Genomic DNA, 19,867 nt, shown 5'->3' with positions numbered 1-19,867 from the left:
CTGCCTCCGAGAGGGGGACGTAAAAAGCGCGCGGACCCTAACGAGGGCCCAGGGGGGAATCAAGGCGCGGGCGGACAGCCCCGCATGGGCGCCATTCGCGGCAAACACCCCTGAAGACATGACGCGAGGCGTTGGATGCGATGCGTGATGAAGCGCGGGCCGCTCGTGTTAGTTACCCGGGACATGACGTCTGCCCCGAAGCTCCTATTCGCGGACCCCAAGGGACGGGTGATGGAACATCCGTACCTGCTCGCCACGCTGCGCAGCGGCGAAGAGCTCGTTCCTCCGCAGGACAAGCCCATCGCGCTGCCGTCCGCCGGGCGGCTCGTCCACCTGCCGGGCCGCCTCCCGGTGGGGCTGCATCCGGAGACGGGGGAGCTGGAGCTCGTCCGGGAGATGAAGATGGGGGGCAAGTCGTTTGTCCCCAACGCGGTGGGCGCGCTGCTGCCCCCGGGCTACACGCGGACGTTCCTCCCCGGCGAGGTGAAGGGCAGTGGCCCCGTCCTGCCTCAGTGGGCGTACACCGCCGCGGCCTGGGTGGGAGAGGGACCGGTGGCGTGGGCCATCCATACCGACCGTCGCTCCCACTGGGACCCGGAGCGGTTCTCCACGCCGGACATGAAGGACCTGGTGGCGAAGCACCTGGCGCGCTTCCCGGACAACCGGGTGCTGAAGCAGCTCAAGACGTGCGCGATGCTCTACCGGTGCTTCACGTCGCAGAACACCTTCTACGTGCGTGACGAGGCCGCCATCCCCGCGTCCGTCATGTGCAACGCGCGCTGCGTGGGCTGCATCTCCGACCAGCCCGCGGACGGCCCGCCAGCGTCGCACGAGCGCATGGATGACGGACCGACGGGAGAGGAGATGGGCCAGGTGGGCCTCTTCCACCTCGAGCACGCGCCGGGCCGCACCATGGTGAGCTTCGGCCAGGGCTGCGAGGGCGAGCCGCTCACCCGCTGGAAGCAGATTGCAGAGGCCATCCGCTACATGCGGGCGCGCACGCAGGCGGGCTCCATCAACATCAACACCAACGCCAGCCTCACGCGCGGCTTGGAGGCCCTCTTCGACGCGGGGCTGGACGCCGTCCGCGTGTCGCTCAACTCGGCGGTGAAGGACCTCTACGAGGCCTACTACAAGCCGGTGAAGTACGGCTGGGAGGACGTGGAGGCCTCCATCGCCCTGGCGCGTGAGCGCGGCGCGTACCTGGCGCTGAACCTGCTGCTGTTCCCCGGCGTCACCGACCGCGAGGGCGAGGTGCGGGCCTTGGAGCGGCTGGTGAAGAAGTACCGCGTGGACCAGGTGCAGACGCGCTCGCTGTGCATCGACCCGCTGCAGTACCTGGACGTGGCGCGCGAGCGCGGCGCCGGAGGCGAGCCGGTGGGCATCCGCACGCTGCTTCAGCGGCTGAAGGCGGCGCGCCCGGGGCTCATCGTGGGCAACTTCGCGCGCGGGCTGGAAGAGCGCGAGAACGCGGCCGGGCTCCGGTAGCGCCTCTTGGCGGAGGAGGGCGTTCCTTCCTCCGCCGACGGGGAGCCCCAGGGGACTACTCGTTGCCGGTGGGCATCAGCTCCTTGGCCACCAGGTTGCCCATCACCGCGTCCTTGGGGATGTAGCCGTCAGCGCCCGCCTCGCGGCAGATGCGCTGCAGCTCCTCGACGTTCTCCCCCGAGCACAGCAGCACCTTGATGCCCTTGAAGAGGCTGTTGCTCTTGATGAAGCGGCAGAACTGCTCGCCGTTCACGTTGGGCATGCGCACGTCCAGCAGCACCAGGTCCGGGCGCGTCTGCTTCTTGAGGATGATCTTCGTGGCCTTGTCGGCCGTGTCGGCGACGTGGACCTCGAAGCCCTTGGCCACCAGGTCCGCCTCGATGATGCGGGCCGTCATCTCGCTGTCATCCACGATGAGGATGCGCGGCTTGCGCCCGCCCGTGGTGGGCGCGGGCTTGAGGCCGGCCGCCGCCGCAGGGGCCGGGGCCGCGGGGGCCGACGCGGTGGGGGCCGCGGCCGGAGCGGGCGCCGCCGTGGGGACGCCCAGGGCAGGGGGGCCAATCAGACCCATGACCCCGCCGAGCACGGCTTCGAGCCCGCCGCTCTTCAGGATGTAGCCGTCCGCCCCCGAGGCCTTGGTCTTCCCGTCCAGCTCCGCCTCGGAGATGTCGGAGTAGAGGACCAGCTTCGCGGTGACCTTCTTCTGCCGGCGGAGGTACTCCACGACGTCATCGCCGAACATCTCCGGCATGTTGACGTCCATGAGGATGAGCGAGAACGGCCCCTCGGCGAGCTTCTGCTCAAGGCTGGCAAGGTCCTGCGCGCCGCTCGCCTGGTAGCCGGCGGCGGTGAGCGCCCGGACGGTGAGCTCCACCAGCATCGAGCTGTCATCAATGACCAGTACGCGCGACATCGGCCTCCTCAAGGGCTTCGCGGTGGAACCCTACACCTTTGGTGCAGCGCGGACCATCGAAACGGCGACCAGGCGGGCTGTCCGTCGGGTCCTCTTGACCGCTATTCGCCGCCTCCGGATACTTTGGCGCCTTGACCACGACCTCGACTCCCCTCCAGCGAGCACTCCGGATGGCTCCGGCCCGCGCCTTGGCCGCCCAGGCCCGGCCGGAGCAGGAGTTCTTCTGCTTCCGCGTGGGCGACCTGCGCCTGGGCGTGCCCAGTGAGAACGTGCTCGAAGTGCTTCGGGCCGGGCTGCTCACGCCCTTGCCCCGGACCCCGTCCTTCCTCATGGGGGTCACCGGCCACCGGGGCGAGGTGCTTCCGGTGCTGGACCTGCTGCGCTTCCTCTCCAAGGGAGAGGCCCGCATCGGCCCGCGCACCCGCCTGTTCGTCGGCATCACGGGCAGCTACGTGGCCGGCGTCGTCGCGGACACGGTGCTGGGCCTGCGCCGCATCCCTGTTTCGGAGATCCTCCCACCGCCCCTGGGTGGGGACGCCGCGGCCGAGCACCTGCTAGGCGTGGTGCAGGCCAGCGGCAACCACGAGGCCATCAACCTCCTCAACTTCTCCAAGCTGCTCCAGACGGCGCGGCAGCGGGCGGTGGCGCGGTGAACGACGACGCCATCCAGGAGAAGGAGGCGCAGGTAGACCTGCTCTTCTTCGACGTCGGCGCCACGCTCTACGGCACGGACGCGTCCCAGGTGCTGCGCATCGACCGCGCGCTGCCGGAGGACATCACGTTGCCGGAGCTGGGCCTGCTCCACCACGGCGGTCGCGCCATCGTCTTCGACACCCCGGAGGGTGAAGCCCACCTCAAGGTGGACGCCGTGCACGGCGTGCGCTCCATCCCCGTCAACTCCTTGCGCCGGATGCCCCCCACGGCCGGCGCCGCAGCCTACGCAGTCGGTGTGTACCTGGAAGAGGCCCGCACCGTGTTGCTCATCGATCTGGTCGAAACCGCAAGGACTCAAGGAAGGCACTGAGACACATGTCCCTGGACACCCCCAACGAGAAGCCCGCAGGCAAGGCGCGCGCCCGGAAGGCCCCCGCCTCCAAGGCCGGCGCCACGAACGCGGCGTCGACCGCTTCCTCCACCAAGGCCATCACCGACACGCTGCTGACGGTGCTGTCCGGCAACCTCCAGGCCCGCGTGCCCAAGGAGCTGGTCAGTGAGGCCGGCGCGGAGCTGGCGCACCTGCTCAATCAGGTGCTGGACCAGTTCGCGGCCTCCGAGCACCGCAAGCACGTGGCGGCGCAGGAGATTGACCAGGCGCTGGACGCGCTCATCGGCCTGGTGCGCGAGGGCGACCTGTCCCAGTGGAACACCACCACGGAAGACCCCCAGCTGGGGCCCCTGCTGGAGGGCTTTGGCAAGGTCATTGAGACGCTGCGCACGTTCGTGCGGGAGATCAACGAGGCGGCCCTGCGGCTGTCCTCGTCCGCCAACCAGGTGCTGGCGGCCTCCACGCAGCATGAGACGTCCTCCACGGAGCAGGCGGCGGCCATCCACGAGACGACCGCCACCATGGAGGAGCTGAAGCACGCGTCGGCGCAGATCGCGGAGAACGCGGGCAGCGTGGCGCGCGTGGCGGAGGAGACGCTGGGCGCGGCGCGCGCGGGCCGGGGCGCCATTGGCGAGTTCATCCAGGCCATGCAGCAGATCCGCAGCGACGGCGTCGCGGTGGCGGACTCCATCGCGAAGCTGTCCAAGCGCGTGGAGCGCATCGGCACGGTGGTGGAGGTCATCGACGAGATCGCGGACCGCTCCGACCTGCTGGCGTTGAACGCGGCGCTGGAAGGCAGCCGCGCGGGTGAGGCCGGCAAGGGCTTCTCCATCGTCGCGGCGGAGATGCGGCGCCTGGCGGAGAACGTCCTGGACTCCACCAAGGAGATCAAGAACCTCATCACCGAGATTCGCGAGGCCACGGCCGCGGCGGCCGGCGCCGCCGAGGCGTCCAAGGCCGCCACGGAGTCTGGTGAGAAGCTGGGCGCGGTGGCCGCGCAGGCGGTGGAAGGCATCCTCGCCGGCGTCCAGGAGACGAGCGACGCGGCCCGCGTCATCAACCTGGCCACGCAGCAGCAGCGCACGGCCACCGAGCAGGTGGTGGCCTCCATGGCGGAGATCGAGGACGTGACGCGCCAGACGACGCAGGCCTCGAAGCAGGCCACGGGCGCGGCCGCGGAGCTCACGCAGTTGGCCGGACGGCTGGCCGAGCTCATCAAGCGGTTCAAGGCCGACTAGCGCTTCCTGGAAGGGGAGGGGCGTACGTTGGCCATGGACACCGAGGCTCTCAAGAAATCCCTCCTGAAGAAGTTCCAGGAGGTCACCGCCGACCGACTCCAGAAGATTCAACTGGGGGTGTTGGACCTGGAGAAGGAGACCGCGGACCAGGCCGCGGAGGACGTCGCGCGCGAGCTGCACACGATGAAGGGCGAGGCCCGCATGTTGGGTCTTGCCGCCATTGGGCAGCTGGCGCACGCCGCCGAGGACGTCCTGCGCGCCGAGCGCGAGGGAAAGACGGCCACCGAGGTGGCCACCGACGTCCTGCTCAGGGCGTGCGACGTCCTCTCCGACCTCAACGAAGACCTGTCCGGCGCCAACACGGGCAACCCGGCCAGCGAGGAGATGGTCCGCATGCTCGCGGAGGTCTCCGGTCAGACGCCGCCGGCCATCGCTGGCGCGCGGCCCGCCGCGCCTCCGCCCACACCGCCGCCTGTCGCCGCGCCGCCCGTGCAGGCTTTCGTGGCCGCGTCCCCGCCACGGGCTCCCGGGGCAGCGTCGGTGGCGCACGCCGCGGCCTCCGCGCATCCGGCGGCCGGGGCGCACGGCCGTGACGAGGAGGCCCCGAGCGCCGCGAAGTCCGCGGTGGCCGACCGGAGCATCCGCGTCAACGTGGAGGTGCTCGACTCACTGGGGTTGCTCGCGGGCGACCTGCTGGTGGAGAGCGCCCGCGGCCGGCTGCGCAGCTCGGAGACGGAGGCGCTGTTCGAGCGCTTCAGCCGCCTGGGGGACCGCTTCCTCCGGCTGTCGGAGGTGGTCGACATCCCGAACGAGGTGCGCGAGCAGTTGGACCGCGTGGAGAGCGACCTCCACATGCTGCGCGACGACGCGTTCCGCTTCGTGCGCCGCAATGACGACGGCATCAACACGCTGCACGGCAACCTGGCGAAGATGGCGGACCACGTGGCCGAGGCGCGGCTGGTGCCGCTGGCCACCGTGTTCGATGCCTTCCCGCGCGCCGTTCGCGAGATGTCGCGCGCGCAGGGCAAGGAAGTGGACCTGGTCATCGAGAACGCCGACATCGGCGTGGACCGCTCCATGCTGAGCGACGTGCGCGACGCGCTGGTGCATCTGCTGCGCAACTCGGTGGACCACGGCGTGGAGTCCCCGGACACGCGCCAGCAGCTGGGCAAGCCGCTCAACGGCCGCATCCGCGTCCGCGTGCGCGTGGACGGCGACATGCTCCACATCGAGGTGGAGGACGACGGCCGCGGCATCGACCCGGAGCGGCTGCGCCAGGCGGCCATCTCCAAGGGGCTCATCAACGCCGTGCAGGCCGCGGCGCTGTCGGAGCGAGAGGCCATCGAGCTCATCTTCCGCCCTGGCTTCTCCACCCGCGACCAGGTCAGCGAGCTGTCTGGCCGTGGCGTGGGCATGGACGTGGTGAAGCGCAAGGTGGAGATGCTGGGCGGCTCGGTGGGCGTGAACAGCCGCATCGGCCGTGGCACCAACATCACCCTGCGACTGCCGCAGTCACTGGCGTTGATGAAGGTGCTGCTGGTGCGCCTGGGCGACGACGTCTACGGCATGCCCGCCGCGGACGTGGAGGCCGTCATGCGCGTCAAGCCGGATGACCGGCTGGAGATCTTCGGCACGCTGGCCGTGCGACACCGTGGCAAGCCCACGGCGCTGGTGGCGCTGGGGCCGCTGCTCGGCCTCAACGGCGGCAACCGCTTCGACAAGCCGCCCGCGGTGGTGGTGCGTCACGGCGAGGACCACGCGGCGCTGGTGGTGGACGGCTTCGTGGACGAGCGCGAGGTGGCCGTGAAGCCCTGCGGCGGCGAGTTCCTCAAGGGCGCGCCCTTCATCGCCGGCACCGCGGCGCTGGAGGACGGCCGCATCGCCGTGCTGCTCCACGTCCCGGACATCATGGCGGAGGTGCGCCGCATGGCCCGCCCCGTCACCCAGGCCCCCGCCGCCAAGCGCCTCCGGGTGCTGCTGGTGGATGACTCGCCCATCGCCCGCGCCACGGAAGGGGCGCTGGTGAAGGCGCTGGGGCACTCGGTGGAGGAAGCCCAGGACGGCGAAGAGGCCTACGTGAAGGTGCAGAACGACACCTACGACCTCATCCTCACGGACGTGCAGATGCCCAGGCTGGACGGGTTCTCGCTGACGCGGCGGCTCAAGTCGACGCCCGCGGTGGCCCGCATCCCGGTCATCATCCTGTCGTCGCTCGCCTCTCCCGAGGACAAGCGGCGCGGGTTGGATGCGGGCGCGGACGCGTACCTCGTCAAGGGTGAGCTGGGCGTGGAGGTTCTCGCGCAGGCCATCGACCGGCTGACCTGAGGAGCCAGGCTTGGGCGGTGGCGCGGCGGTCGCAGGAATGGCGTTTCGGGTGCTCATGGTGGGCAAGGGGCTGCGTGCGCTCGCGGCCCGGGGCCTGTTCGATGGGGACTCCCTTTTGCCCGTGGGGCCGGCGGAGGTGGACTTCGCCGGCGCCCTGGTGGCCGTGCAGCGGCACTTCCCGGACGTGGTGCTGGTGGACCTGAGCGCGCTGGACGCGCTGCCCGCCATCGAGCACGTCATGGTGGAGCGGCCGGTGCCGGTGCTGGCGCTGCACCCCGGGGTGTTGTCCGGCCAGGAGGCCTTCCAGGCGATGGTGGCGGGCGCGCTGGACGTGCTGGAGCGTCCGGCGAATCCCGGGCCCGAGTTCTGGGCGCACGTGTCGCGCAAGCTGGTGCTGCTGGCGCAGGTGAAGGCGGTGCGCCAGGTGCACACGCGGGCGCCTCCGCAGACGGCGCGTGAGACGAAGCCGCCGCCGTTTCCGCTGGTGGCCATCGCCGCGTCCCTGGGGGGGCCCAAGGCGGTGGCGCAGGTGCTGCGGATGATTCCGCGCGCCTTTCCGGCGCCCATCGCCTACTGCCAGCACATCAGCGACGGCTTCACGGAAGGGCTGGCGCACTGGCTGGCCAATGAAACGGCGCTGCGCGTGCTCGAGGCCGAACATGACGTGGTCATGGAGCCGGGGGCGGTGTACATCGCTCCGTCTGGCAGTCACCTCTTGGTCAGACCGGAGGGCAGGTTGGAACTGGACGCGGGCCCCGCGCTTCGCGGTTTCCGGCCGTCCTGTGACATGCTGCTGACCTCCGCGGGGGAGTCGTTCGGCCCGCGCTGCATCGGGGTCATCCTGACGGGCATGGGGCGCGACGGGGCGCGAGGGTTGAAGGAGATACGAGAGCGCGGCGGCCGGACCATTGCCCAGGACGAAGCGTCGAGCGCCGTCTGGGGCATGCCGCGCGAGGCGGTGTTGATGGGCGCGGCGCACGAAGTGCTGCCACTGAGCCGGATTGGCGCGGCGCTGATGCAGTGGGTGGACGTGTGCTGACGGCGAGCCAGAAAGTCCTGCAACAACTCGCCGCGCTGCTGCTGGAGCGCGCGGGGCTGAAAATCACGCCGGATGGCTTCCACAGCCTCCGGCTGGCGCTGTCCGCGCGCATGCCCGTGCTGGGCCTGGACGAGCCCGAGCACTACCTCCAGCGCCTGACGGGCCCGGGCGGCGAAGAGGAGCTGCGCTCGCTGTTGCCGCTGGTGACGGTGGGGCACACGGAGTTCTTCCGCGACGGCAAGCAGTTCCGCGCGCTGGAGAAGCGCGTGCTGCCGGAGCTGGTGTCCCGTTCGCGGCGGGAGATGCGCAAGGTGTCCATCTGGTCCGCGGGCTGCGCGACGGGCGAGGAGCCCTACAGCCTGGCCATGGTGCTGGCGGAGCTGGGCGCGCTGTCGCTGGAGGTGGACCTGTGGGCCACCGACCTCAACCTGGCCGCGGTGGAGGCCGCGAAGCAGGGGCGCTTCACCTCTCGGCGGGCCATCAGCATCAACCAGGACCGGCTGACGCGCTTCTTCAAGCCGGTGGAAGAGGGCTACGAGGCGCTGCCCGCGCTGCGTGAGTACATCCGCTTCGACGGGCAGAACCTGGCCGCGCCCGTTTTCGACAAGGTGGCCCTGTCGTCGCTGGACCTCATCCTCTGCCGCAACGTCATCATCTACTTCGACCTGCCCACCATCCGCGGGTTGATGGACCGCTTCCTCGCCGCGCTGCGGCCGGGCGGGTTGTTGTTCCTGGGGTACTCGGAGAGCCTCTTCAAGGTCTACGACCGCTTCGAGATGATCGAAGTCGAAGGGGCGTTCGTGTACCGCCGCCCGCTGAACGACAAGAGCATGCGGGTGCCGCCGCTGCGCATCACCCCGTACCCCGGCGAGCCCGACGTCTCCGTGCGCAAGCGGATGCAGCCCGAGGACGTCCCGTTGACCACGCGGCTGCCCGCGGTGTCGGTGGCGGCGCCTGGCGCGACGCTGCCGGCGGTGGGGACCTCCTCCAGTCCGCGCTCCGTGGTGCCGGGGCGGCTGCCCGCGGTGTCGCCTCACTCGCCGCTGCCGGCCATCGCCGCGCGCTCGCGGGTCACCTCGGAGCTGCCCTCGGTGGGGAGTGTGGACTCCGCCCGTCCGCGCATCACCACCGAACTGCCGGCGGTGGGCTCCTCGCTGAGCGCGCCCACCGTGGAGGTGCCCGCCTGGCCCACGCTGCTGCCTCCGGCGGAGCGGCTGGCCATGGCGGTGCGGAAGATGGCGCAGGGGGATTTCTCGGCGGCCATCGCCGGCGTGCAGCGGCTGCTCGCGGACGAGCCCAGTGATTTGGACGGGCTGTTGACGCTGGGCAACCTGTTCTCCCTCACCGGCCGCATCCCCGAGGCGCGCGAGGCCTTCGCGCAGGCCATTCAGCGCGAGCCGCTGTGCGTGGAGGCGCGGGTGTTCGGTGGGGTCGCCGCGTTGCAGGCAGGGGAGCTGAGCGAGGCGCGCTCCGAGCTGGGCAAGGCCCTGTTCCTGGAGCCCACGCTGGCCATTGGCCACTACCTCCTGGCGCAGGTGCACGAGCGCACGCAGGACCATGAGTCGGCGCGCCGCAGCTACCGCAACGCCATTGCCCAGCTTCGCTTTCCGCAGCGGCCCCTGGCGGGGCACTACCCGGAGATGCCGGACTCGGCGGATGCCATCTCTCGCGCGGCGCGCTACGCCCTGGCCGCGCTGGAGGAGCAGCCCCTGCGCTGAGGCAGGGGCCGCGTCCCGGGCTTCACGTCAGTCCAGGCTGCTCTTCACCTGGTCCAGGCTCTTGCTCGGGTCGAGCACCGCGCCGAACTTCTTCTGCAGGTAGCTCTTGGCCTGGCCACGCAGCAGCATGCCAGGGTCGGTGCCTTCACCCTCGACGGCCTTGTCGGTGATGACGAACGAGGCGTCCATCTGGATGCCCATCACCTTGCCGACGATTTTCGCGCCTTCCCCCTGCCAGTCCGCCTTCACGCCGTACTTGCCGCCCCAGTACTGGAGCAACTGTTCGACGCGCTGCTTGACCTCCTCCTTGGGGAGGGAGTGGGGGATATCGAACTTCATCATTCCCATGGCTGGCTCCAAGTCTCGGTGTCCCGCTTCGAGCGTTTAGCCGTGCCCGCGCGGGAATGGAACCGCCGTGTCACTTTTGGACGCGCGGATGTCAACAGGCTTGCTCACGGGCCTGCCGTCTTGCGGACGCGCTTGAGCTTCACCGGTGGGTCCTCCGGGCGGCCCCAGCGCGCCAGGTAGGGTGCCAGGTTGTACTTGGCCGCCGTGCGCAGGGAGCTCATGGGCCGCACCTTGCCCAGCACCTTCCGCTCCTGGAAGGGGCGGTCATGCAGTCCCAGCACCCACATGAAGTTGGCGACGCTCGCGGCGTCCCTGCCGTCCACCGCGTACTTGTCGTTGAGGAACGCGATGCGTTGCAGCGCTTCCTGGGGGGAGGGCGTCCACTCCAGGATCTTCTTCCCCCACAGCATGCGCAGGTAGTTGTGGATGCGGCCGCGCTCCACCAGCTCGCGTTGGGCCGCGTTCCACAGGCCGTCCGCGGTCCGCGCTGTCTCCAACTGCTTCAACGAATAGCGGTGCTCGCGCGCGTCCTTCTGGTGGTAGGTGAGCGTCTCCTTGGCCCACGGAGGCAGGGAGTCCATGGAGAGCTGCTGCGGCCCTGGGGTGTGGAAGCAGTAGTTGAAGCCCAGCTCGCGGCGGACGAGCAGCTCCTCCAGGAAGCCTTGCACCGAAGCGTCTTGAGCGCCGCGAGCGCGGATGGCGGCGCGCGCGGCCTCTCCGGCGAAGAGGTTGCCCCAGTGGAAGAAGGGGGACAGGTTGGACTGCTGCGCCAGGCCCGGGTCGCTCCGGCCTGCGTCATAGCCCTCCAGGCGTTGGTTCACGAAGGCCTGGAGCGCCTTGAGGCCCGCCTTGCGTCCGCCGCGCTCCGCGACGGGCGCCACCGAGTGGTCGAAGTCGAAGGCGGCCAGGGACTCGCGGGCCTCGCGTGCGTCCGAGGTGGCGAAGTCGGGCTCCAGCTTGCGTCCGGCCGCGGCGGCCTTCACCGCGCGGTTGGGCACGGCGCGGTCCAGGTACTCCGGCCACAGCTTCTTCAGCTTGGGCCGCAGGGTATAGGCGCCAATCTGCCGCGTGGCGATGCGCTGCATGGGCACCACGCAGGACGCATCCACGGCGAACAGCGGCACGTCCAGGGCCTTGGCGGCGCCGCGCAGGTGGCCCGGAATGATGAACGTGGGGAACAGGTCCGACACGATGGCGGCGGCGCGCCGGCCGAGCGAGGCCAGCCGGGGACGGTGCTCCTTCGCCGTCCGGGGCAGCTCCAGCCAGTAGGGCAGCCCGCGCGCGGCGCAGCCCGTGGCCATGTCCATCATCCCCTCCAGGGCCCAGGCGTGGAGCCGGTCCGACGCGTAGGGGTAGTCCGGCCGGATGGCCTGATAGACGACGACGGGCAGGCCCAGGTGGTTGCCCAGGGCGATGGCGGCATCCAGCGCGTGGTTCTGCTCGGCGCGGTGGTTGACCATGCACCAGTAGAGGACGAAGTCGCGGCGGCCGGAGGGAAGAGGGAGGTCCTTCACCACCTGCACGCGCGCTGAGTCGATGCCGAGTTCGGACCACGAGAAGCCTTCAGGCATGGGGCCACACTGATACGCGAGCCGCATTCGCGTCGCGGAAGAAAAGAAGTGCGTGGCTGTGAACGAGGGGACAGGGACGTTCGGAGGGCACTTCAATTTCCGGCACCCGAGGGCAGGTTGTGGTTTTCTGCCGCTCGGCCGGACCGAAGGAGTCCTTGCGTGTCATCATTGAGAAGCTGGAGCTGTCTCCCCATCACCGTCCTCGCTCTCGCGCTGGTCCTTCCGGAGCCCGCGAAGGCGCAGGCTGGCGGAACCTATCCATCCCCGGGGGCCGCGCAGCCGCCGTCTGCCCCCGCGGGTTATGCGGCCCCTCCGCAGCCCACGTATCGCCAGACGGAGCCGCCGCCGCCGGCGGACCCGTATGCGCCGCCGCCGTCGTCCGCGCAGCCGGTGGACCCGTATGCGCCGCCGCCGCAGACGCAGCAGCCGGCGGACCCGTATGCGCAGCCGCCGCAGACGCAGCAGCCGGCGGACCCGTATGCGCAGCCGCCGTCCTCCGCGCAACCTGCGGACCCGTATGCGCAGCCGCCGCCGCAGGGCTATCCCCCGGCGCAGAACGCCTATCCACCGTCGGATGCGCAGGACCCGGCTCGCTTTCCGGACGACTCCGCGACGGCGAGCGACGCGCCCACGCTGCCTCCGGATCCGGATTCGCTGCGGACGAAGCCGCAGTCGCCGCTGACGCCGGACGACCAGGCCATGGCGAAGCGGGGCGTGCCTCCCATCGAGGACACCGGGGTGATGCTGGACGGCAGGCCGCGCCAGGGGCCGTTCCTCTCCGGTCCGGGCAGCTTCAGCTTCATCGTGCACCACACGACGCTGGGCGCGCTGGGGGGCTTCTTCACGCAGGCGTTCGCCAGTGACTTCAACTTCGACAAGAGCTCGCGTGAGGCGATGCTCGCGGGCACGCTCATCGGCGCGGGTCTGGGCTTCGGCGCCTCGTCGTGGTGGCAGTTCAACAACTGGGTGGACCGCCCCATGGCCACCTTCGGCATCGCCAACTCGGTGGTGGGCGGCATGTTCACCGCGGGCCTGATGGACCTCTTCACGCAGGACGCGGGCATCCTGACGTGGTCCGCCTTCCTGGGCGCGGAGCTGGGCGCGTGGCTCACTGCGGGACTTGGCGGCGGACAGCTCCCGCTCAATGACGGCTTGCTGATTTCGTCCGGCGCGGGCTGGGGCGCGGCCTATGCGTCGCTGCTGTTGGCCATCGTCCACTTCTCCGGGACGCCCGTGTCCGGCAAGACGTGGCGGGACACGCTGTTGCTGGCGCCGGGCATCGGCGCGGGCGCGCTGGCGTTGGCCACCATGCGCTACAACCCGACGCCGTCTCAAATCGTCCGAGCCAACATCTTCGGCGGCGGCGTGGGCGCGGTGGTGCTGCTCCTCTCCGGCCTGGTGCTGGGTGGATTCGATCAGTCCACGCCGTACGTCCTGTCGTTCCTCGGTTCGGCGGGTGCCATCACCACGGTGAGCCTGCTGTGGGAGGAGAGCGTGGACCGCTCCGCCCTGAGGATGGCCGGCCGCTCAGAGAAGGACCGGCCGTACACGAACGTCTGGTGGTAGACGCGGCCTGAGGCAACCTGGCGAGCGCCATGGCACGGCGGGGCAGGAGGCACCACCTTCCCCCCGACATGGCGCGCGTCAATCCATTCTCGGCCCTCCTCGCCTCGCTGCAGCCCTCGCTGGAGCCCAGCAGCTACGTGCCGCGTGGCAACGCGGTCCCCCAGCCGTCCCACGTCCGGCCGCTGATGGAGGCGGCCAATCCCACGGCGGAGCTGCGGCGCCTGCGGGACTCGGGCGCGCTGCTGAAGGACTCACGCCCCGCCATGTACCTGGTGGAGGTGCAGGGCCCCGCTGGCAAGCTCGGCGGCCCACCGGTGCGCTTCCTCCTGTGTGCCTTGAACCCGGATGCGGGTGCCTCGCTGGAGCATGACCCGTACCGGCCCAGGGCCTGGGAAGCGGAGCCCGCCGTCACCCTGACGGCGGATGACCATGGCGTGCTGCGCGGCTTGCTCGCGGAGGCCTCCGAGCGCGCCATCGTCGTGTGGGAAGGGCGCTACGGGCAGAACACGCTGTCGCTGCGACGCATCGAGCCTTCGCCCGTGTCGAAGCGGCTCCAGGCCGTGTTGGATGAGGCGCCCATGCGCCCGCTGGCGGCGCTGGACGAGCGCGGCCCGACGCTGGCGGCCGTGGTGCCGCTGTCCGACCCAGGGCTGGAGTTGCTGCCCATCCACCGGGCGCTCAAGGGCGTGGAGACCTTCAAAGAGGAGACGTTCCTCACGCTGGTGACGGCGTATGCGCGCGTCTATGAGCTGGACGAGCCGCTGAACACGCCGCGCGGTCTGGCGGTGGCGCGTGAGCGTCTGGCCACGCTCATCAGCGGGCACCACGCGGTGCTGCTGGTGTTGCCGGGAGGGCGAGGCCGCATCCTCCGGTTCCGTCAGGGGTTGGACCTGGCGCATCTGAAGGGCGCGCCGCGCAATCCCACGCTGCGGAGCCTGGACCTGGCGCTGCTCAACGCGCTGGTGCTGCGGACCGTGCTGGGCATCAAGGACCCGGAGGCGCCGGGGCACTCTCAGGTGTTCCCGGTGCAGGGCCTGGAGTCGCTGGTGCAGGGCGTGGAGTCAGGGATGTTCCAGGCGGGCTTCGCCCTCAATCCGCCGCCGCTGTGGGAGGTGCGCGCGGTGATGGAGGCGCAGGCGACGCTGCCACCCAGCACGCTGCGGGTCCAACCGTTGCCGCCGGCGGGGCTGCTCTACCTGGACCGGGAAGCCTGACCTTGGCGTGAGGCTTCTGAGCCAAGACCCGCCGGAGGACCTTCCCCGGCGTGTTCCGCTCAAGCTCCAGCCAGAGCCTGGGGAGACGCTGGATTCGATTTGTAGCGGCAGGGTGCAGGTGCTGCAACGCCGTCAGGGGTACCGCTTCACGTTGGACCCGCTCCTGCTGGCGCACTTCGCCATTAATGAAGGCGCGGCGCAGCGGGGCCGGCTGATGGACCTGGGCACGGGCTGCGGAATCATCCCGCTGGTGCTCGCGCGCAGGCTGGGCCGCAAGGACATCACCGCGCTGGAACTCCGACCGCACCTGTTTTCCCTGGCCGAGCGGAACGTGTACCTCAACCGGTGCGAGCGCGAGGTGTCCCTGGTGCAAGGGGACCTGCGCCGGGTGGGGATGCAGTTCGCCGCGGGCAGCTTCGCGCACGTGCTGTGCAATCCGCCGTATCGGACGCAGGACTCGGGGCGCAGCAGCGTGTCCATGGAGAAGGCGATTGCGCGGCACGAGCTGGCGTGTGAGCTCCAGGACGTGGTGCGCGCGGCGGACCACCTGCTGGTGCCGCGAGGCACGCTGTTCATGGTGTACCCCGCGTCACGCTTCGGCGAGCTGACGTCCGTGCTGCGGGTTCATCGGATGGAGCCGCGCACCGTGCGGTGGGTGCATCCCCTGGCGGACCGGCCCGCGAAGCGGGTGTTGCTTCATGCCGTCAAGGCGGGCAGGGCGGACCTGACTGTACTGGCGCCCCTGGTGCTTCATGGGGATGACGAGCACGCGTTCACGGACGAGGTAAACGCGATGCTGATGTGAATGAAAGACGCAGGGGAGCACCTGCTCGGCCGTCCACGGATCTTCGAGCTTCCCCCGTCTTGTCCCGTTCTCATCCCTGCATGAGGGGCACACTGGGGGCACATGAGGCCCCACAGGGTCAACCGACTCGGTCGCGCTGGTCACGACGGGGGACGGCGAGTTCTTACCACTCGCTCTGGGGCGGCCCTCGCGCAGAGGCCAGGTGCGCACTCGCCGTGGGCAACCCCAGGTGCTCCAGAATCGCTCTCACCCCTCTTGCTCACTTCTTCAGGATTGCCGAGAACGTCCAGGCCGGTAACTGGTTCCTGGGGGACCCCGAGGACCCACGGGGCCAGGAAGTCCCTTGGATGTTCAGGGCAGGGCGGCCCATCCAGACTGCATCGACGAGAAGGCTTCCAAGGTGCAGTTCTGGAAGCCGGAAGACGGGCTGCCCGGGAAGGTAGGTCAGTACTACGCGGTGGATGACTTGCGCATCGACCCCAGCAAGGTGGGCGATGCGAAAATGTTCCGCACGGAAGGCTGGACCCTGTCCCTCATCGTCTCCGAGGACATCAAGCAGGCCCTGGAGCACATGAAAGCCACCGGCGTGAAGTTCACGCAGGGGTAGCCCGTGCAAACGCTCCCTTGTCCTCCGAAGGAAGGCAGGGATGGAGTTGGAGGACACTGAGAACATCGTGCCCATCCCCGGGCACAAAGGGCCTGAAAACCCAGGTGTCGGGGGGGCCGCTGCCCTTTGGCGAGAACTGAAACGCGCTCGGGGGACAGGCCACGTGGACCTGTCCCCCGAAGTTCAGCGATCCGGCTTTAGCGGGGAGGCTGGGTGAGCGTGGCCTTCTGCAGGGCCACCTGCGTCTGCGACAGGATGCGGCCGTTCATCGTCGCGCCCGTCTCCAGCGTGACGTCGGTCTTGCAGAGCAGGATGCCCTCGAAGTGCGAGCCGGCACCCATCGTCGTCCGGCCAGCGACCTGCCAGAAGACGTTCTTCGCCTGCGCGCCGCCGCTCAGGGTGATGCGCTGGGCCGCGCTCATGTTCAGGTCTCCCGTGGTCTGGAAGATCCACACGTCATTCGCGCCTCCCGAAAGCGTCACGTTCGACGGGAGGGTCACCGTGCTCGTCCACTTGTAGAGCCCCGGCGCGAGGGTCCTCCCGCCGATGTTGCCCGTGCCCAGTTCGAGGAAGTCGGGCGTCGGCCGGCTGGCGGCGTCGGTGTAGGCGCCCTCCATGTTGCCCACCGCCGTGGTCAGGTTGGAGGGCGTCGGCACCGCGTAGTTGGCGGCGTAGGCCTTGCCGACAATCTGGGGGGAGGAGGCGAAGACGTTCGTGGCGTCCGCGACCAGCGAGAAGCCGGTGAGGTAGCTCGCGGCGGCCGGGCCGAGCCCGATGTCGCCCGTCACCAAGGAAGCAGGAACCGTCGAGATGCCCGACTTCGCCAGGATGGCGTAGTTGCCCGCCGTCCCCAGCGACACCGGCGCGGGGCCCATCGCCGCCGACGTGCCCGTCGTGAAGCTCCAGGTGAAGGCGCTGGCCAGTCGATTGCCATTCAGGTCCTTGACGTCGGTGCTCACCGAGGCGGTGAGGAGGGCGCTGGTGGCCAGCGTGCTCTCAGGGGAGAACGTCGCGGAAGTTCCGGGGCCGTAGACCACGCTGCCCGGCACCAGCGTGCTGCCCTGCCGGACGGTGAAGGTGGCGGAGGTGAGGGAGAGCGGGTCCATCGCCTCGTTGAAGGTCACCGAGACCGTCCTGTTGATGGCCACGCCAGCGCTCTCAGCGGGCGGGGTCGTCGCGCTGACCTGGGGCGGGGTGGTGTCAGCCGCCACGCCCGTCGTGAAGCTCCAGGAGCGGGCCGCCGCGAGATTGGCGCCTTCCGCGGACCTGGCTCCGGCGGTGATGGTGGCGGTGTAGACGCTGCTCGCAGCCAGGCTGCTGGAAGGCGAGAAGGTCGCCGTCTTTCCATCGGCGCTGGTCGCCACGGCGCCCGCGACGTCAGTGGCTCCTTGCTTCAGCGTGAAGGTCGTCCCGCTGAGGGCCTCCATGGCCAGGTCGAAGGTGGCGGAGAGGGTCGCGTTGAGCGGCACTTCGGTGGCGGCGTCCACGGGGGAGGTCGCGGAGAGTGTCGGCGGCGTCGGGTCGGAATCGCCGCACGCGGAGATGGCGAGCGTCAGCAGGACGATGCCAAGTCGGGTCGCGAGGCTGCTTCGGACGGACGGGTGGCGTGAAGCGGAGGGAAAGACAGTCAAAGAGGCTCCGAGGAGGGGACCCACCTGGACGACGCGCAACAAAGCGCTTCGAGCCCAGGGGAGTTCGTGGGGGATGAATCCTTTGCCCCGAGCGAGTCTCGCCGGAGAAGATTCTGCTTTTACTATACCACGAGAATTGCTCACGTCAAGGCACAGACATGAGCAATCCAAGAAGTCAGAAGCGACTGCTGTCGCCTGCTCCGCAGCGTTGCTCGTGCCCCGCTATTCGGGAATCCCACCGAAGGCGCCCGACTCGAAGTCGTAGAGGGCCTGGATGAGCTCCCGGTGGTTGTTCATCACGAACGGCCCGGTGTGGGCGATGGGCTCGCGGATGGGCTCGCCCGCGAGGACGATGAAGTGCGTGTCCTCGTCGGCCCGGAGGGAGAGGGTCTCCCCGTCGTTGGCGAACACCGCGAGCTCACCGCTCTGGATGCGCTCCGCGTCCACCGTCACGCGGCCGTTGGCGACGAGCACCAGGGCGTTGTGGTTCGAGGGCAGCGACAGGTTGAAGTCCTCGCCCGCGCGCACCGTCACGTCGAGCATGGAGATGGGCGTGAAGGTCCTGGCGGGCCCCTTCGCGTCACCGTAGCTCCCGGCGATGATGCGCACCCGGCTGTGCTCCGTGGCCTCCCCGCCTCCTTGAACGGGGACCACCGGAATCTGCTCCTTCGTGAGGGGCTGGTAGCCCGGAGCGGACATCTTGTGCTCGCGAGGCAGGTTCACCCAGAGCTGGAGCATGTGGAACGTGCCCCCGCGCCGGGAGAAGTCGTGCTCGTGGTACTCCTCATGGAGGATGCCGGACGCCGCCGTCATCCACTGCACGTCCCCGGGACCGATGACGCCGGAGTGGCCCGCGTTGTCGCGGTGTGCGACGTGACCGTCGAAGGCGAGCGTCACCGTCTCGAAGCCACGGTGCGGATGCCAGCCGACGCCCCGCTGGCCCTTCGCCAGCGCGGGGTAGTCATGGGGCGGATGGTAGTCGAGCAGCAGGAACGGACTGGTCCGCTCCTGGCGCAGGCCGCCGCTCGGAACGAGGGTGTGGACGCGGAAGCCGTCACCCACCCAGTGCAGCTCGCCGCCACCATGGACACTCTCCAGGGTTCGGGGGCGGGAAGTGGCTCGAGGAGAAGTGGGGACGCTGACGTGGGTCGTGGTGCTCATGGCTCCAAACCTAAGCGCCGAGCCCCGTCTGTAAATCGCTCCAGGACGTGATGCTTTTCATCACGTCGTGTGATGGTCCGCGCCCCCGAGCGCGAGCTGGCACAGCGAGGTGAGCCGGTTCGAGGCCCACGTCGCCACCGGGCCCAGCGGCGTGCCCTTGCGGCGCACCAGGGCGAGCGGGCGCTGGGGTGGGGGACCTCCCTCCCAGGCCGCCAGTCGCAGCGCCACCAGCCGTCCGGCGGCGAGGTCGTCGCGGACGAGGTGCTCGGGCTCGTGGCCCCAGCCGACGCCGCCGACGAGGAGCGCGTGCTTGGTCATCAGGTCCGCGACACGCCAGAGACGCGAGCCGATGACGCCCCGGTCCGCCGTGCCCGTCTTGCCCGCAGGCAGCCGCTCGCTCAAGACGACTTGGATGGCGGAGGCGAGGTGCGCCTCCGTGAGGACGCCCTTCACCGCCGCGAGCGGATGCGAGGGCGCGGCGACGGGAAGCATCTTGAGGAGCGCGATGGGGCGCTGCTCCAGGCCGGTGAGGTCCAGGTCCGCGCCGGCGATGCCCAGCGTCGCGCGCCGCTCGCGCACGCGCTCCGTCACCGCGGACAGCAGCTCTACCTCCAGCGCCAGCTCCACACCCGGGTGCGTGCGCGCCAGCTCCCGCACGAAGTCCAGCAGTGCGTCGGTGGGGAACATGGCGTCCACCACCAGCGACAGCTTCGTCTCCTCACCGCTCTTGAGGCGGCCCACCACTGCCTGGAACGAGGCGATGTCCTCGTGGAGTCGCTGCGCCGCCGCGACGACGGCTTCTCCCTTCGCCGTCAGACGCGGGACGCGCCCGCTCCGGTCGAAGAGCCGCAGGCCGAGCTGCTTCTCCAGCCGCTGCATGGCTTGACTGACGGCGGGCTGCCCCTGGCCGAGCTTCCGGGCCGCCGCGGAGAAGCTGCCCTCCTCGGCCACCGCGCGGAGCGTGCGGAGCTGGTCGATGGTGACGCTTTCGAGCACCGCGTGACTGCATCACATCGACGGTGATGATGCACGCGCGCGTCCTCGCGCTCCTTCTTCGAGGGCAGCCAGGAGACGATGAGCGAGGCCGGCGTCGCGGCGGCGGTGCTCTCCGGGAGGGCGCCGCGGAGGGCCCCCGGGGGGCGGGCAATTCTGGAGCACCTGGGCTTGCCCACGGCGTATACGAGGTTGGCCCCGGCAC

17 protein-coding genes are annotated in these 19,867 nt (G+C 70.0%); 11 read left to right on the top strand and 6 right to left on the bottom strand.

Going from position 1 to position 19,867, the window contains the following annotated elements; genetic code table 11:
* The first annotated feature begins 183 nt into the window (after positions 1–183).
* A complete protein-coding gene (locus tag KGD87_RS09935) occupies positions 184–1,488 on the top strand; it encodes a radical SAM family protein (protein WP_284667216.1) in 1,305 nt (434 codons plus the stop codon).
* A 55-nt stretch (positions 1,489–1,543) separates the two neighbouring features.
* Here the strand turns inward: KGD87_RS09935 and KGD87_RS09930 are convergent, their stop codons facing one another.
* Complete coding sequence (locus KGD87_RS09930) at positions 1,544–2,401, bottom strand: response regulator (protein ID WP_284667215.1); 858 nt, start codon at positions 2,399–2,401, stop codon at positions 1,544–1,546.
* A 170-nt stretch (positions 2,402–2,571) separates the two neighbouring features.
* Here KGD87_RS09930 and KGD87_RS09925 point away from each other — a divergent pair, with 170 nt between their 5' ends.
* From KGD87_RS09925 to KGD87_RS09900, 6 genes are read left to right on the top strand one after another with little or no spacing between them, the layout of a single operon-like run.
* Positions 2,572–3,054, top strand: a complete 483-nt coding sequence (locus tag KGD87_RS09925) for a chemotaxis protein CheW (protein WP_284667214.1) — start codon at positions 2,572–2,574, stop codon at positions 3,052–3,054.
* Complete coding sequence (locus KGD87_RS09920) at positions 3,051–3,425, top strand: Frizzy aggregation protein FrzB (protein WP_284667213.1); 375 nt, start codon at positions 3,051–3,053, stop codon at positions 3,423–3,425. The genes KGD87_RS09925 and KGD87_RS09920 overlap by 4 nt, the downstream gene beginning before the upstream one ends.
* A gap of 5 nt (positions 3,426–3,430) precedes the next feature.
* Positions 3,431–4,684 (top strand): methyl-accepting chemotaxis protein, encoded by a 1,254-nt coding sequence (locus tag KGD87_RS09915; protein WP_284667212.1) that lies wholly within the window; start codon positions 3,431–3,433, stop codon positions 4,682–4,684.
* A gap of 33 nt (positions 4,685–4,717) precedes the next feature.
* Entirely contained in the window at positions 4,718–7,009 is a 2,292-nt protein-coding gene (locus KGD87_RS09910; RefSeq protein ID WP_284667211.1) for a hybrid sensor histidine kinase/response regulator, read from the top strand.
* A gap of 37 nt (positions 7,010–7,046) precedes the next feature.
* A complete protein-coding gene (locus KGD87_RS09905) occupies positions 7,047–8,048 on the top strand; it encodes a chemotaxis protein CheB (RefSeq protein ID WP_284667210.1) in 1,002 nt (333 codons plus the stop codon).
* Positions 8,042–9,766, top strand: a complete 1,725-nt coding sequence (locus tag KGD87_RS09900; protein ID WP_284667209.1) for a CheR family methyltransferase — start codon at positions 8,042–8,044, stop codon at positions 9,764–9,766. The genes KGD87_RS09905 and KGD87_RS09900 overlap by 7 nt, the downstream gene beginning before the upstream one ends.
* A gap of 27 nt (positions 9,767–9,793) precedes the next feature.
* Here KGD87_RS09900 and KGD87_RS09895 read toward each other — a convergent pair whose 3' ends face one another.
* Together KGD87_RS09895 and KGD87_RS09890 are read right to left on the bottom strand one after the other, a co-directional pair.
* On the bottom strand, positions 9,794–10,114 hold the full coding sequence (locus KGD87_RS09895; protein WP_284667208.1) for a polyhydroxyalkanoic acid system family protein: 321 nt from the start codon (positions 10,112–10,114) through the stop codon (positions 9,794–9,796).
* Between the two features lie 104 nt (positions 10,115–10,218).
* Positions 10,219–11,685 carry a deoxyribodipyrimidine photo-lyase gene (locus KGD87_RS09890; RefSeq protein WP_284667207.1) on the bottom strand — a complete coding sequence of 489 codons (1,467 nt, stop codon included), beginning with the start codon at positions 11,683–11,685 and terminating at the stop codon, positions 10,219–10,221.
* 159 nt (positions 11,686–11,844) lie between these two features.
* Here KGD87_RS09890 and KGD87_RS09885 point away from each other — a divergent pair, with 159 nt between their 5' ends.
* From KGD87_RS09885 to KGD87_RS37040, 4 genes are all read left to right on the top strand, one after another.
* On the top strand, positions 11,845–13,251 hold the full coding sequence (locus KGD87_RS09885; protein ID WP_284667206.1) for an MFS transporter: 1,407 nt from the start codon (positions 11,845–11,847) through the stop codon (positions 13,249–13,251).
* Between the two features lie 68 nt (positions 13,252–13,319).
* A complete protein-coding gene (locus KGD87_RS09880; RefSeq protein WP_284668610.1) occupies positions 13,320–14,465 on the top strand; it encodes a DUF1015 family protein in 1,146 nt (381 codons plus the stop codon).
* Positions 14,466–14,472: 7 nt separating this feature from the next.
* Complete coding sequence (locus tag KGD87_RS09875; RefSeq protein ID WP_284667205.1) at positions 14,473–15,270, top strand: tRNA1(Val) (adenine(37)-N6)-methyltransferase; 798 nt, start codon at positions 14,473–14,475, stop codon at positions 15,268–15,270.
* 400 nt (positions 15,271–15,670) lie between these two features.
* Positions 15,671–15,877, top strand: a complete 207-nt coding sequence (locus tag KGD87_RS37040) for an imm11 family protein (RefSeq protein ID WP_502888037.1) — start codon at positions 15,671–15,673, stop codon at positions 15,875–15,877.
* 197 nt (positions 15,878–16,074) lie between these two features.
* On the opposite strand, the gene KGD87_RS09865 is transcribed toward KGD87_RS37040, so the two are convergent.
* The 3 genes from KGD87_RS09865 to KGD87_RS09855 all read right to left on the bottom strand — a co-directional run bounded on the left by KGD87_RS09865 (position 16,075) and on the right by KGD87_RS09855 (position 19,665).
* On the bottom strand, positions 16,075–17,508 hold the full coding sequence (locus tag KGD87_RS09865; RefSeq protein ID WP_284667204.1) for an ice-binding family protein: 1,434 nt from the start codon (positions 17,506–17,508) through the stop codon (positions 16,075–16,077).
* 222 nt (positions 17,509–17,730) lie between these two features.
* The gene (locus tag KGD87_RS09860; RefSeq protein ID WP_284667203.1) at positions 17,731–18,669 is read right to left on the bottom strand and encodes a pirin family protein; all 939 of its coding nucleotides are present in this window, start codon (positions 18,667–18,669) and stop codon (positions 17,731–17,733) included.
* Positions 18,670–18,729: 60 nt separating this feature from the next.
* Positions 18,730–19,665: a LysR family transcriptional regulator gene (locus KGD87_RS09855; RefSeq protein WP_284667201.1), complete on the bottom strand. Its 936-nt coding sequence runs from the start codon at positions 19,663–19,665 to the stop codon at positions 18,730–18,732.
* Between the last annotated feature and the right edge of the window lie 202 nt (positions 19,666–19,867).

This window comes from Myxococcus sp. SDU36, assembly GCF_030168875.1.
Lineage (GTDB): Bacteria > Myxococcota > Myxococcia > Myxococcales > Myxococcaceae > Myxococcus > Myxococcus vastator.
This window is presented reverse-complemented; position numbering and strand designations above follow the sequence as displayed.

Coding starts and splice junctions, on each gene's coding strand:
- KGD87_RS09935 (WP_284667216.1), top strand. CDS start 184: ATGACGTCTGCCCCGAAGCTCCTATTCGCGGACCCCAAGGGACGGGTG.
- KGD87_RS09930 (WP_284667215.1), bottom strand. CDS start 2,401: ATGTCGCGCGTACTGGTCATTGATGACAGCTCGATGCTGGTGGAGCTC.
- KGD87_RS09925 (WP_284667214.1), top strand. CDS start 2,572: ATGGCTCCGGCCCGCGCCTTGGCCGCCCAGGCCCGGCCGGAGCAGGAG.
- KGD87_RS09915 (WP_284667212.1), top strand. CDS start 3,431: ATGTCCCTGGACACCCCCAACGAGAAGCCCGCAGGCAAGGCGCGCGCC.
- KGD87_RS09910 (WP_284667211.1), top strand. CDS start 4,718: ATGGACACCGAGGCTCTCAAGAAATCCCTCCTGAAGAAGTTCCAGGAG.
- KGD87_RS09905 (WP_284667210.1), top strand. CDS start 7,047: ATGGCGTTTCGGGTGCTCATGGTGGGCAAGGGGCTGCGTGCGCTCGCG.
- KGD87_RS09895 (WP_284667208.1), bottom strand. CDS start 10,114: ATGGGAATGATGAAGTTCGATATCCCCCACTCCCTCCCCAAGGAGGAG.
- KGD87_RS09890 (WP_284667207.1), bottom strand. CDS start 11,685: ATGCCTGAAGGCTTCTCGTGGTCCGAACTCGGCATCGACTCAGCGCGC.
- KGD87_RS09880 (WP_284668610.1), top strand. CDS start 13,320: ATGGCGCGCGTCAATCCATTCTCGGCCCTCCTCGCCTCGCTGCAGCCC.
- KGD87_RS09860 (WP_284667203.1), bottom strand. CDS start 18,669: ATGAGCACCACGACCCACGTCAGCGTCCCCACTTCTCCTCGAGCCACT.